Origin of the sequence: Bradyrhizobium sp. JR4.3 (assembly GCF_040547695.1) — a bacterium.
GTDB lineage: Bacteria > Pseudomonadota > Alphaproteobacteria > Rhizobiales > Xanthobacteraceae > Bradyrhizobium > Bradyrhizobium canariense.
In genome coordinates this window covers 1-12579 of sequence record NZ_JBEPQF010000070.1, presented here as the reverse complement: position 1 = coordinate 12579, position 12579 = coordinate 1, and the positions used below count along the sequence as shown (strand labels likewise).

The 12579-nt window shown below is 59.6% G+C and carries 10 protein-coding genes and 3 pseudogenes; 1 reads left to right on the top strand and 12 read right to left on the bottom strand.

Annotated elements, in window-relative coordinates:
• Window positions 1–99 precede the first annotated feature (99 nt).
• Complete coding sequence (locus ABIB91_RS41130; RefSeq protein ID WP_354213251.1) at window positions 100–744, top strand: recombinase family protein; 645 nt, start codon at window positions 100–102, stop codon at window positions 742–744.
• Here the strand turns inward: ABIB91_RS41130 and ABIB91_RS41125 are convergent.
• The 12 genes and pseudogenes from ABIB91_RS41125 to ABIB91_RS41070 all read right to left on the bottom strand — a co-directional run.
• Window positions 708–845: pseudogene (locus ABIB91_RS41125) on the bottom strand (ATP-binding protein); the annotation flags it as partial. The gene ABIB91_RS41130 and the pseudogene ABIB91_RS41125 overlap by 37 nt on opposite strands.
• Window positions 840–1573, bottom strand: a pseudogene (locus ABIB91_RS41120) (IS21 family transposase); the annotation flags it as partial. The pseudogenes ABIB91_RS41120 and ABIB91_RS41125, both read right to left, overlap by 6 nt.
• A gap of 337 nt (window positions 1574–1910) precedes the next feature.
• Window positions 1911–2939, bottom strand: a complete 1029-nt coding sequence (tnpC, locus tag ABIB91_RS41115; RefSeq protein WP_354236476.1) for an IS66 family transposase — start codon at window positions 2937–2939, stop codon at window positions 1911–1913.
• 188 nt (window positions 2940–3127) lie between these two features.
• Window positions 3128–3202: an IS66 family insertion sequence element accessory protein TnpB gene (gene tnpB / locus ABIB91_RS41110; protein WP_354172833.1), complete on the bottom strand. Its 75-nt coding sequence runs from the start codon at window positions 3200–3202 to the stop codon at window positions 3128–3130.
• Window positions 3203–3780: 578 nt separating this feature from the next.
• A complete protein-coding gene (locus ABIB91_RS41105; RefSeq protein ID WP_354172817.1) occupies window positions 3781–4659 on the bottom strand; it encodes an acyl-CoA thioesterase in 879 nt (292 codons plus the stop codon).
• Window positions 4660–4944: 285 nt separating this feature from the next.
• The gene (locus tag ABIB91_RS41100) at window positions 4945–5736 is read right to left on the bottom strand and encodes an ABC transporter permease (protein WP_354172819.1); all 792 of its coding nucleotides are present in this window, start codon (window positions 5734–5736) and stop codon (window positions 4945–4947) included.
• The gene (locus ABIB91_RS41095) at window positions 5733–6632 is read right to left on the bottom strand and encodes an ABC transporter permease (protein WP_354172821.1); all 900 of its coding nucleotides are present in this window, start codon (window positions 6630–6632) and stop codon (window positions 5733–5735) included. The genes ABIB91_RS41100 and ABIB91_RS41095 overlap by 4 nt, the downstream gene beginning before the upstream one ends.
• Window positions 6633–6641: 9 nt before the next feature.
• The gene (locus ABIB91_RS41090; RefSeq protein WP_354172823.1) at window positions 6642–7769 is read right to left on the bottom strand and encodes an ABC transporter ATP-binding protein; all 1128 of its coding nucleotides are present in this window, start codon (window positions 7767–7769) and stop codon (window positions 6642–6644) included.
• Window positions 7770–7863: 94 nt separating this feature from the next.
• A complete protein-coding gene (locus tag ABIB91_RS41085; protein WP_354172825.1) occupies window positions 7864–8967 on the bottom strand; it encodes an ABC transporter substrate-binding protein in 1104 nt (367 codons plus the stop codon).
• A 72-nt stretch (window positions 8968–9039) separates the two neighbouring features.
• Complete coding sequence (locus tag ABIB91_RS41080; protein WP_354172827.1) at window positions 9040–9798, bottom strand: SDR family NAD(P)-dependent oxidoreductase; 759 nt, start codon at window positions 9796–9798, stop codon at window positions 9040–9042.
• 712 nt (window positions 9799–10510) lie between these two features.
• Window positions 10511–12019 carry a M81 family metallopeptidase gene (locus ABIB91_RS41075; protein ID WP_354172829.1) on the bottom strand — a complete coding sequence of 503 codons (1509 nt, stop codon included), beginning with the start codon at window positions 12017–12019 and terminating at the stop codon, window positions 10511–10513.
• 117 nt (window positions 12020–12136) lie between these two features.
• A pseudogene (locus tag ABIB91_RS41070) lies at window positions 12137–12344 on the bottom strand (IS256 family transposase); the annotation flags it as partial.
• Window positions 12345–12579 lie beyond the last annotated feature (235 nt).

Genomic DNA, 12579 nt, shown 5'->3' with positions numbered 1-12579 from the left:
CGCTGTCCAATCCCATCACAAACCTCCGTCCAAGCCGGAGGCTTCTTCGCATAGTTATCCATATCCCGAAGCAAGGGTTCCGGCTAAGCGCTTACGGAGGTGCAGGCCCGTCTTCATCTCGTGTTTGCCAAATTCCGGGAACTGCAAAGCGCTCGCCGTGTGATGCGGTACTTGGACAGGAACGGATTGTCCTTGCCGGTTCGACCGCTGCTTGGGCCATCTCCACACGAGATCGTCTGGCGTGCGCCAGATAGTGCACGCGTCCTTAATATCCTTCAAAATCCGGCCTATGCTGGAGCATATGTTTATGGCCGCCGACAAAAGGATCCGAGCCGATGCCGGCCGGGATCGCTGACGGGAACGGTCAAGGTGGCGATCGCGGATTGGGCAGTTTGCCTACACGCCGCTCACCCAGGCTATATCAGCTGGGAGGAGTTCATGGCCAACCAGGGGCGACTGGCAGGTAACGTCTTCCGCTATGAGGCAGGACACGCCGGCGTACCGCGCAAGGGAGCAGCCCTGTTACAAGGAGTTGCGATCTGCGGCCGTTGTGGACGGCGCATGAGCATGCGCTACACAGGCCCGAATGCCGACTATCCGGTCTATTGCTGCCGCTCGGATCGGGACCAGCAAGGCAGTGCTCTGTGCCAGGAAGTCCGGGCCCTGGCGGTTGACGCCTTGGTCGAGCGGGTGGTCCTCGACACCCGCTCCGGGAAGACCCTGTTCCACTCTCCGAAGGGCTGATTGGCGGTGATCAGCATTGAACGCCGCTCGTAGCGTGCGCTGATGAGCTCGAACAGCACGCTGGTCTCGGCCTGGTCCTTGGTGACGTAGGCAAGATCATCGCAGGTGCCGCGACTGTTGCGGGAAGGCCGCATGCCATAGTGGGCGCAGAGGTCCTCGTACCGCCGGGTCAGATCGTCCCTCGCATTGCGATCGAGATTGCAGAAGGCGGCCGACAGGCTGTCGGTCCGATGCTCCCGCGGTACCCCACCGAGCGACCAGAGGGCATTCTGCAGGCCTTCAGCCAGGGCAACGAAGCTCTCGCGGCCAAGCACGACGTGGGCCGTGCTCGAACCCGCAATAGGCCAACCGGAAGTGATAGAGGCGATGATCGAGCGGCACGCCCGCGATGGTGACCCCAAGCTCGCCCATATCGGTGAAGTCGGACAGGCCGACCTGGCCCACTTCATGGGTCTGGCGGAAGATGACCTCCTGCTCCTCGCCGTGGATCGCCCGCCAGGCGCGGATCCGGCGCTCCAGCGTGCGGCAGATTCCAGCCCCCAGTTCAGGATGGCGTCGGAGCATCTCCTCGAAGATGGCCACGGGCCCGCACGCCGGGAGCCGCCTTCAGCATCGGCACGACCTCCAGGCCGAAGACGTTGGCCAAGGGATCCGGCCGGCGCCTTTGCCGCGGTGACTTCTTTTGCGACGGAAGACGGAGATCCTTCTCGAGCCGATAAGCGGTCGACGAACTGAACGACACCTTCGCGGCCGCCACTGGCGGCGAATTGGTTTGACGGAACTTCATGTAGAGCCTCATCTGGTGATCGGTGACATGGCAGCCTGGCAACGGTGATTCCTCTTTGGCGAGAAGAACCATCCATCACCGGCCAGCCGCGATCACCAGACGGCGCGGTCCGCTCGGATCGCGCCGTCGCCGGGCTCGTAACTCCGGTCGGGCTACGCCCTCCCTGCGTCACGAGCCCGGCGAAGCTCTCTCATCCTGGTTGACGCTGCACTTCCATCTTGATTGCCGCGCCGCAGCGCGCGGCCAGCCGGATGTCCGGCGATGAACCGCGTACCATGGCTTCGATGTCTTAAAGCTGTGCGATGTGCCGAACGGCGGCCTCGGCGATCGGCGATTTGCTGTTGCGGACCAGTTTGACGTAGCGCCGCCGCAAATGGCTTCAGCAATGCACGAGCGTCCACGGCCCCTGCGGTCGAGCGACTCCGGTCAGCCGGCCATACCCGTCATAGGCATCCCATTGCAGGAAGCGTCCGTTAAAGCTATGCAGGAACTGCTCCGCGAAGGCGCCGCTGCGACCGGGAGCATATCGGAACAGCACGATCGGAGGACTTGGACCGCTGTGGCCGCGGTCGTCGGAGACGATCGCCCAGAAGTAGCCTTTTTTGGTTTGGCCCCGCCCAGGATCGAGCACCGGTGCCGTGGTTTCGTCCATGAACAGACGATCTGCCCTCCCCAGATGGCGGCGCATGCGATCCGCTACGGGTTGGAGATGGAAGCAGGCGCGGCCGGACCATTTGCCCAGTGTCGCCCGATCAAGCCGGATCCCCTGGCGCGCATAGATCTCGGCCTGACGGTAAAACGGCGTATGGTCGCCGAACTTGGAGACGATCACGTGCGCAATCGCCGCTTCGGTCGGCAGTCCACCAGGCACGACGTGTTCCGGCGCGTGGGCCTGCACGACAGGGCCCGAGCAGCGGCGGCAGATGTATTTCGGGGGGCGCGTGACCAACACCCGCCATTGCGCCAGGATCACGGCGAGACGTTTGCTGACGTCCTCGCCGATCTTCGTCATGGCGCCGCAACCGCACGGACAAAGCATGCTCGCAGGCTCGACGATCCGTTCCACCCGAGGCAAATGGGCAGGCAAGCAGCCGCGATTGCGATGAGAACCTTCCGGCACGCTCCGCGATCGACCCTGGATCACAGCCTCGGCTCTCTCCTGAGCCGCGTCCAGGATGCCTTGCGCGATCTCCACGTCTTCCAGCGGCAAGTGATACTGATCTGGCCGCAGCTTCTCGGACTTCGCGCCGAACTTCTCGCGTCGCAATTCGCCGAGAATGACCTCGAGCCGACGCCGCGCTTCCTCCGACGCTGCCAGCGCTCCCTGATGCTCGTTCAGGGCCGCCTGCGTTTGCGCCAAAAGCACCTTCAGGCGTTCATTTTCGTCGCGCAGTACCGCAATGCTCATGCGCTATTTCGAGCACATCGTCACGGCGCGTGCCACGTTCAAAATAGCTCCCGAGTCAATCTGCCGCAGTTATCCAGCCGCCTGGGGACGCCGCGCTTCTTCCGGGCGGACTAACCTTCAATCCAGCCTTCGAACAGGGCTGCGAACATCGCTGGCGATATGCGCATCACGCCGTCTGCGATCGTTGGTCAAACGAACTTGCAACCTTCGAGGCGCTTGTGAACTAACACGAGGCCCGTTCGATCCCAGACCAAAATCTTAATCCGGTCCGCGGCCGATTGGCTTGCGTGCGAGGCGTCGCAGCCGACATTCGGGCCGCTCGTCGTCCAAGGTGCGTTGGAGGAGCGTCAGTTCCGGCGATCAAGCTTGGGATAGCAATTGGCGATGTGGTGGTGCGGACGGACACGGCCATAGATGGCGAGCAGCTGTGTCGGGTGATCCGCACGGTACGGGCGTCACGATGATCGCGCCCGGGTGTTGATGTGAAGATTTACATAGCAACGCATGACAGGGTCAGCGCACAGGGACGGTGCGACCCTGCTGATTGCCAACGTGCAATACGCCGGATTACTGTTAGTCGAATTTGTCTTTCGAGATGAACATTCCGCTGTTGGGTAGCTCAGGATCGAAATCGTCGCGGCGAGCGCGAGTATCGCTACCGTGATCCGAATGCGCGTCCAGGCGAGCAGCACTAGGGCGGCGTACTCTTCTCCGATCGAACAAGCGAAGCCAAACTCCGACTCCCGCCACGGGTGCTTGATCGCATTGCAGATCTGTTCCTACCGCGAAAGAACAGGATAGGGAGGAAACCAAGCGCGTCTTCGCATTCTCACTTGCCGCCTCAAGTCAGCACGCGGATCAGTCCTTCCTGAACTGCCGAGGCGACGAGGCGTCCATCTCGCGAAAAGAACTGACCACGGGTTAGGCCGCGGGCGCCACTCGCCGATGGACTGTCCATCACGAAGAGGAGCCAGTCGTCTATACGAAACGAGCGGTGGAACCAGACGGCGTGGTCAAGACTTGTGGAGTGCACGCCCGGGGTGAGCCAGGTAAGCGCGTGCGGCAGCATCGCCGTCGACAAAAGGTTCAGATCCGATACGTAGGCTAGTAGGGCGCGGTGTAGAACCGGCCGATCGGGCAGCGTACCCATGGCACGGTACCAGACGCCGCGTAGCGGCGGCCTTGGGTCGGGGTGCAGGATGTCAATGGGCTGTACGGGACGCATTTCTATCGCACAGTTAAGCGAAAGCTGCTCGCGCGTCGCGTCCGGCATCCTATCCGTATACTTGCGAGTAATCTGGGCCTGCGTATGAAGGCCCTCCGGGAAAGGCATCTTGGGCATCAGATCTTGATGCTCGACGCCGGCCTCCTCACGGTGGAACGAGGCTGTTAGTGTGAAGACAGTGCAGCCGTCCTGAAGTGCTTCGACGCGCCTCGTCGCAAAACTTTTTCCATCCCGAATCCGCTCAACTTGGTAAGTGACCGGCTTGCGCTCGTCGCCCGGCCGCAGGAAGTACCCGTGTACAGAATGAGCGGACTGGTCCTCGCGAATCGTTTGCTCGGCAGATGCTAAGGCCTGCGCCACGAGCTGTCCGCCGAACAAGTAGCCCCACCGCAAATCGAGGTTGTGGCCGCGGAACTGGTCTCCCGCCAGGCGTTTGGGCTCAAGGATATCAACCAAGTTCTTTAGTGAAGGAGCCATGTTATCTTGCCAGCGCATGCAACTCAGTAATCCCGATGGAAATGATTTCCGCTATTCAACAAACGCCGAGCTGGAGCAGCCACCGATCGTGATATCACCTATGTGAATAGGAGACATCTCTCCATTCACGACTTCCGGGACGAAGCCGTCCGCCCGGCAGGAGCACCGGCCTTTGCAGCCATCATATCATGTTGACGTTGCCCTAGGAGGCAATGGTGTCGTTCCTCTCCGAAAGGTCTTCCACTCAATGACTGGATCACACTCACCTTGGATATATTATCGTCCAACGTGCCAGATTGGCTGCTACGAGTTCCTGAGCTGCTCGGTCCGTCTGCGTAGAACGTGCGCGGCGAATAGGAGCACAGCCGTTAAGATCGTGGTGAGCGTCGAGACAGCCGCGATTGTGGGGTCGATTTGGAATAGGATGTTGTCCCACATGCGTCGCGGTAGCGTCACGGCACCGGATCCAGACAGAAATAGAGAGACGATCACCTCATCGAACGAAGTGATGAACGCAAATAGCGCACCGACAAAAATGCCCGGCCGGATCAGAGGCAAGGTGACCTGCCGCAGCGTACTGCCGGGCGTTGCACCAAGGCCCATGGCCGCTTGCTCAAGGCTCGGGTCGATCGCTGCAACGCTCGCGCTCACGCTGGTCACGACAAACGGCACAGCGAGGCAAGTGTGCGCTATCACGATAGCTCCCGGCGAGCCTATCAAGCCATAGCGTGAAAATGCGTAGTAGATGCCGATCGCGACGACGATCCCCGGTACGATCATCGGCGAGAAAATCAGAGCGAGCGCGATGGTTCGTATCGCACTCGGCAGGCGTGCAATGCCAATTGCGGCCAAAGTACCGAGGATGGTGGATAAGGCCACCACGGAAGCTGCCACCCAGATGCTCAGCCAAGTTGATTGAAGCCAATCGGCGCTACCAAAATAGGCAGCGTACCATCTTAGGCTAAAGCCAGGGGGCGGGAACGTAAGATAAGAGACCGATGAGAAGGAAAGCAGGAATACCACCACAATCGGGAGCGCCAGGAACAGCAGGATGAGCGCCAGGAGAAGTGGCACGAGGCGAGCGGCGATTGTCACTTGCTCACCTTGAATGCGTTGCCGACGCCGGGCACGACCCGTCCGATACCGATCAGGGCGAACGCGGTGGCCAGCAGCGCGGCGGCAAGAGTGGCCGCGTACCCCCAGTTGAGCAGGTGGACCTGCTGTGCGATCAACATCGACATCGTGATATCACGCGAGCTTCCTACCATTGCGGGCGTGATATAGAAGCCGAGCGCCAGCACGAACACCAGCAGCAGTCCGGCCGCCACGCCCGGCATCGACAACGGTAGGGTGACCTGGCGAAAGCTGCCCCAAGGCGTGGCGCCCAGCCCCGAGGCGGCGCGCTCCAGAGCGGGATCGATCTGCAGCAGCGAATTTGCGATTGGTAGGATAATGTACGGCAGCAGGATGTGAATCATCGCGATTTCAGTTGCCATTGTCGTATTAAGGAGCTTGAGCGGTTGTTCGACGAGCCCGAGCGCCAGCAACAGCTCATTGATAACTCCATGACGGCCCAGCAGCACCATCCATGCGTAGCTGCGAACTAGCACCGACGTCCAGAATGGCAGCAAGATCATGATCAGCAGGACGGGCCTGGTTGAACGGGCGCGTGCCAAGGCGTGCGCCACCGGGTACCCGAGCACCAAACAGCCGAGCGTGACAACCAGTGACGTTCTCAGAGTAATCCAAAAGACCTTCAGGAACACCGCATCACCGGTCAGCGCCGCATAGTGATCTAACGACCACGTCGGATCGTTGAGGCTACGCAGCAGCATGGCCACCACGGGAATGGCGTAAAACATCAGCATATAGACGAGTAGCGGTCCTGCAAGCAGCCACGGCATGATCCTTGGAAATACGCGATTCCATTCAGACCATTCCGGACGCTTCACTTGGGAGGGCAAAGGGGGTGTCATGATCGCCTCGGACATAGCCTCCCCCTAGACAAGGATCGTGTCCGCAACTGACCAGGCGATCTCCGCGCGATCGCCAACTGACCGGCGGCGGACCGTGGCACTCGATGCTTCTTTGAGCACCATGGATACTCCACCCTCGGCCTTTAGCAGATACCGGTAGCGCTCGCCGGCAAACACCGCCTCCGTCACAGTGACACCCATGCGGTTAACGGATGCTTCGGATCCAATTGCGGTGTCGACGAAGCGCAGGCGCTCTGGACGCATCGTTACCGTCACCTCGGTGCCGATCGCCGGCTGCTGTGAGGTGACGGCCCGCACCAGCACGCCCTGACACTTGGCCACAACGACGTCATCCTCGGAACCGCACACCACCGCAGGCAGGAAATTGGATTGACCGATGAAGCCCGCAACGAAACGATTTTCCGGCCGATCATAGAGATCCTCCGGTCGCCCGATTTGCGCGACTTTTCCCTGGTTCATGACGGCGATGCGATCAGACATGGTCAGCGCTTCATCCTGGTCATGGGTTACGAGGACGAAAGTGATGCCCAGCTCGGCGTGGAGGCGGCGCATCTCAATCTGCAGGTTCTCGCGGAGCTGTTTGTCGAGGGCGCCTAGCGGCTCGTCTAGCAACAACAACCTCGGCTTGAAGACAATGGCCCGGGCCACCGCCACTCGCTGCTGCTGGCCACCAGATAGCTGGCGTGGATAACGTTGGCCGTAGCCAGGCAGCTGTACCAGCTCGAGCGCCTCACCCACCAGCTTGGCGCGCTCGGGCTTCGGGATGCCCCGCTGTTTCAACGGAAAGCTTACGTTGTCGGCCACCGTCAAGTGCGGAAAGAGGGCGTAGTTCTGGAATACCATGCCGATGTTACGACGATAGGGCGGCGTCCCGACCACTGACACACCGTCAATGGCGATTTCGCCGGCGGTCGGGCTTTCGAAACCTGCCAGCATCATCAGTGTTGTGGTTTTTCCAGAGCCACTGGGACCAAGCAGGGTCAGGAACTCGCCCGACTGGATTTCAAGCGATACCCCCGCCACGGCGGAGACGCCACCATAGCTCTTGCTCAGGGTGCTAAGCGATACCGAGGCGCCCCGGAGACGAACGTTGTCACGACGCCTCAGCGAAGATTCTAATATTTCAAGCATAAAATCTCTTCGATTGCCATCTATCAGCATGGATTGATCACGCCGATCTTGCGTAGCCCGTGAAGAGGCTGCTCGGTTTCCGTCGCCTCGGCGGCTAGCCCAACAGCCATCTGCTGAACTTTGCCTGGACCGTGGCGACGTTGTCGACCCACCATTCTTCGTTGTAGAATACGAGGTTCTTCTGGATCTCCGGCGCGCTCGGCAGCTTCGCCAAGCGCTCTGGCGGGATGTATTTATTGGCCGCGGGATTGGTGTTTCCATAGTCAATCAACATGGCGTAGCGTGCCTGCGGGATTGGCATGAGCGAATACGCAATGAACTTCATGGCGTTGCTCTTGTTCTTGGCACCCTTGAGAACGCCCCAAGCATTGCGCCTCAACAGGCCCTGATTCCAGTTGATCGCAACAGGGGCACCGTGCTCAATCAACTCCGTCATCCGGCCGTTCCAGACCGTCGTGATGGGAACTTCGCGATCAATCAGCAACTGCGGCGGCTGGGCGCCCGTGGTCCACCACTTTGCCACGCTCTTCTTAATCTTATCGAGGCTTGCCAGCGCCTTATCGATGTCAATGGGATAGAGCTTGTCCGCGGGCACTCCGGCAGCCATCAGTGCAAATTCCAACTCTGCGATAGTAGGCACGCCGCACATGGCCCGATCACCAGGGAACTTGTTAGTATCCCAGAAATCCGTCCAGCTTGCAGGCATCGCGCCTTTGTACGCATCGGTACGGCACGCCATCACATGGGCCCAGATGAGCTGCTCCACCCCATGCTCGAACCGGAATTCCTTCGGAAGACCATCGTCGATCAAAGAGTAGTCGATCTTCTCATAGTAATCGCCGGTCTTCATCAGCCTCAGGATGATTCCCCGGCTGCAGTCCATCACGTCCCACTCCACATTACCGGTATCCACCATCGCCTTCGCTTTTGCAGCATCGGTGCCCGCGAAGAGGCGAACCTTGATGCCAGTCGCTTTCTCGAAGGGCTCATACCAGGCCCTCTGCTGGGCTTCTTGCTGCGCGCCGCCGTAAGTGGCAATGCGGACCTCTCCCGATCCTTTCAGGATGACGGGGACGGTCGCCTGTTCGGGCATAGCAGATTCTGCACCGGCAACCCGGGAAAGGAATGGCGCACCGAGCACCGCCGACAGCATACCGACGGCGCGACGGCGATTGATGTGGACGATCCTCTTGCCCATAAGCGTCTCCTTATCGTATATCGCATCATGTAAGCCGCCTAAAATCGAGGGACTCGGCTCGGCGGCTTTGGGCTACGACGTGATCGGCACACAGACGCCATTGACGCCCGATGCTTCAGGACTCGCAAGAAAGCCAACTGTCGCCGCGACCTCACGAACTTCGACGAAGCGCTTGGCTGGTTGAGCCGCACGGAAACGAGCGATGACCTCATCGATACTTACCCCCATACTCGCCGCCTGAATCTCGAGCTGGCTACGCATCATTCCCGTATCCATCCAGCCCGGCGCCACCGCATTAACAGTCAAACCATGCAGCGAACCCTCCAACGCAGCCACGCGGACCAACCCAAGGACTCCGTGCTTTGCAGCGGTATATGCAGCCTTCCCAGGCGCGCCGAGGAAGCTCGATGTTGATGCCGTGACCACCACGCGGCCGCCTGGGGGCTTCGTCAAGGCCGACCACGCCTCCTTCATGGCGAAGAATGGTCCGTCTAGCATCAGGGCCCGAAGACGGTCCCATTCCTCGTCCGGAAACTGATCAATAGGTGAGACAAACTGAGAGCCGGCGTTCAAAACAAGGATATCGAGACGTCCAGCGAGTGCAAGAACATGGCGCACCATTTCGCGATTCCCGCTCGCAGTGGAGAGGTCAGCGTGAAAGACGCCTTCGCCGGCAATGTCCACACCATGCACGTCCGCGCCGCGATGGCGCAGTTCACTTACGATCGCCTGTCCAAGCCCTCCGGTCGCACCTGTCACCAGTGCAACCCGCCCCTGGAGCGATCTTTCACGCGCCTGGGATTGGAGTTCGCCACCATCCAGCTTGGTCATGCATCCGCTCTCCTCCACGCAACGAAAACTGCATTCGCGCGCGCTCGTCTGAGGATCGTAAATCGCCGCTTGCGTAGAAAAACCCTAAATACAGCCAGCTATCGGGTAAATTCTGCAAATTGAGCGCGCGTTCCGCCGTTTCGCACCAAGCCCGCCCCACTCTGACGATGGGCATAGCCGGCGCTGCCTTGGCGCCCCTCTCGCTTCGAACGGAAGATCGTAAACCTTCAGACGAGCGATGGGCGGATACGACTATTGGATCCGCCGGCTCACTCGATTGTGCTTTTTGTTTGCTTTACTCGTGTCGGCACCGCGCGCAATCCTGCTGGCTATGCCAAGTGTGAGTGACGCGCGGAACGGGCAGCCCTACCCGTGCCGCGAGGGCCTTGAACTCAAACCACCCCATCAGCCGACTCTCCAGGCTGCGCTGTCTCAGACGCCACATCCAGGTCCGACGCTTTCGCGCTGAGCGCGAAGATATTGGACTTCCATACACACCCACCCCGCTTAAGAGCAGCGGCACTACGTGAGGGGGGCAGGACTTTGAGAAAGTAAAATTGGTGGAACCGACCGGAGAGTGTCTCGAAACGAGTGCCTGATGCTCTTAGATCGTCTGACTGGTCTGGTTACCCGACACCTTCTTGGTTAGCATCATGCTCACCAATATCCGCAGCGAGTTCATAAAACAGGCGACCGCGATCCAGTCTGAGACTCACGATAGGTTAGCTTTGCTACTGTTGCTGCCAAACACCGGATCACCATACGGATAGAACTTCGTCAGCGCCACCTGTTCATACCTGAGCGCATCGAGGTGGATCGTTCCGACAAATGGCGTGTCTGGCTCGACCAGCAGAACCGTCTTGGCAAGACCGTTGTCGCAAAACCCGCGGCGAAAATGCACTCGGGACTTTATGGCGAAGACCTCGAATGTCTCAAGGTCGAGCCCAAGTGGGCTAAGCAAAAGGGGATCGGTCACCTGGATCAGATAGTCGCTCAGTACCAGTACATTGCCCCCGCCGAAGGCGATCGCGGCGCAAAACTGGCCGTCGGCCTCGACTGTACTAACGATCGCACCCTCAATCCGAACCGGAGCACCAGCGGACTCGTCAATCAACCCGCCGACTTCTATATCGATGATGTCATCTGCCTTGACGCATTTTTTCTTGAGCGCTGCCGTGGCATCTCGATCAGCAACAGTGGCGATGACCGTCTTCGTGAGATTCTGCGCGATGATCTCCTTGAGAAGCCATGTCGCCGAGCCCGACCGATCACTGTAGTCAGCGAGTACAACCGGCACCGCGCGCATCACTATGGCTTGTTTCGCGAGCCGCACGCCCTCAGACATGCTGTGGACTTTTGTCGAAGTCAACAGTGCCTCTCGCTGGTCCCAGGCCGCGGCCGCCATATCGCGCGCGATCCTGGCGGCAAGCTCCGCATTTCCGTTTGTCAGCACCTGGATTGTCATTCCAAGGTCGGGGGCGTCTGCAAATGGAAAGCCGAAGAACACGTTGACATAGGCGTCAATTTCGCGCGCTTCCCAGATCAGAGCGCGCTGGACCAGGTCCATCCAAGGCGAGGCGCCGGTCCATTGCACTACCGTGGGTGAGATGATCGGTACCTTCAGCGTGGCGTGAGTCGGGATGTAATCGCCACGGATAGATCTCAACAACATGCGCGCGGCACGCTCCCCCTGTAGATATCCATCGTAATGCGGGAAGTATTTCACCGTAAATGCCATATCGGCGGACCTCAAGAACGCCTCGTCCTCGTTACCGTGCAGATCGAATGTAGCGCTGATGAATGTATCGCCCCCCACCACCTCTCGCACGCGCCGCGCTAGCTCCGCTTCCGGCCGTGGCACGCCACGCACGGCCATCGCACCATGAAGGGCGAGATACACACCATCGAACGGGCCGTCCACCCTAATCTGGCCTACCATCTTCCCGGCAAGCGTTTCGAAGGCCTCCTCGGTTATCCAACCTGACGCTATGGATGTCTTGGGCCACAGCGGAGACTCGATTCCAACCAGTTCGACGTCTTGATGCTCGCCCGCAAATTTAACGAAGCCGCCCATGAAGTTCGTAGGATCGTATTTGAGCAGCGCCTCGCCCTTCGCAGGCGAGCCGGGATAGATGAAATCGTCAAGTCGAGTATCGTTGTTGAGAAAGGTCACCGTTTCATGCGCAAAATGGGCTACAGCAATGCGAATCGGGCGGCTCATTTTTGTCTAGATCCAAAATTCATTCGCGGCAGTCACGGATCGACCATTCTGAGAAGTGTCGTCGGGAGAGTGGTTGGAATTCGCGGTGGCGATCTCAGCTAACATGAACGTAACGGTTCAGGCGGCGAGGTCAATCGGCTGATGGATTGTGGCGAGCGTCTGCAACCATCCACCTTCGGCATGATAATCTGGCTGAAGGCGAGCAAACCCAGAACAGCATGGGAGCGGTCTCTGCGGACGGCATCACGGTCTCCGTCTTGATTGGCCGGTTGAGCTTCTCGCGCTGTCGTTCGGTCGCATTTGTTGTGCGTGCGCTGTTCCACTGCTAGCCGGCATTTTCGGATGAAGTCCTTGAGCCTCGGTCTCCTCGGACGTCGTCGCGTGGATCATGTCGCTAAGTAGTCGTCCGTGAACAAGGCTCTAAGCGATTGAGCAGGAGTCAGTTTTCCGGTTGCGGCGGCATTAGAGATTGCAGGGATTGGGGGCTTGAGGCCCCCAAATCTTGCAATTGTCGTTTGTGGATTCCCTTTCGCTGCGGACCATGATTCTGTGGTGCATCG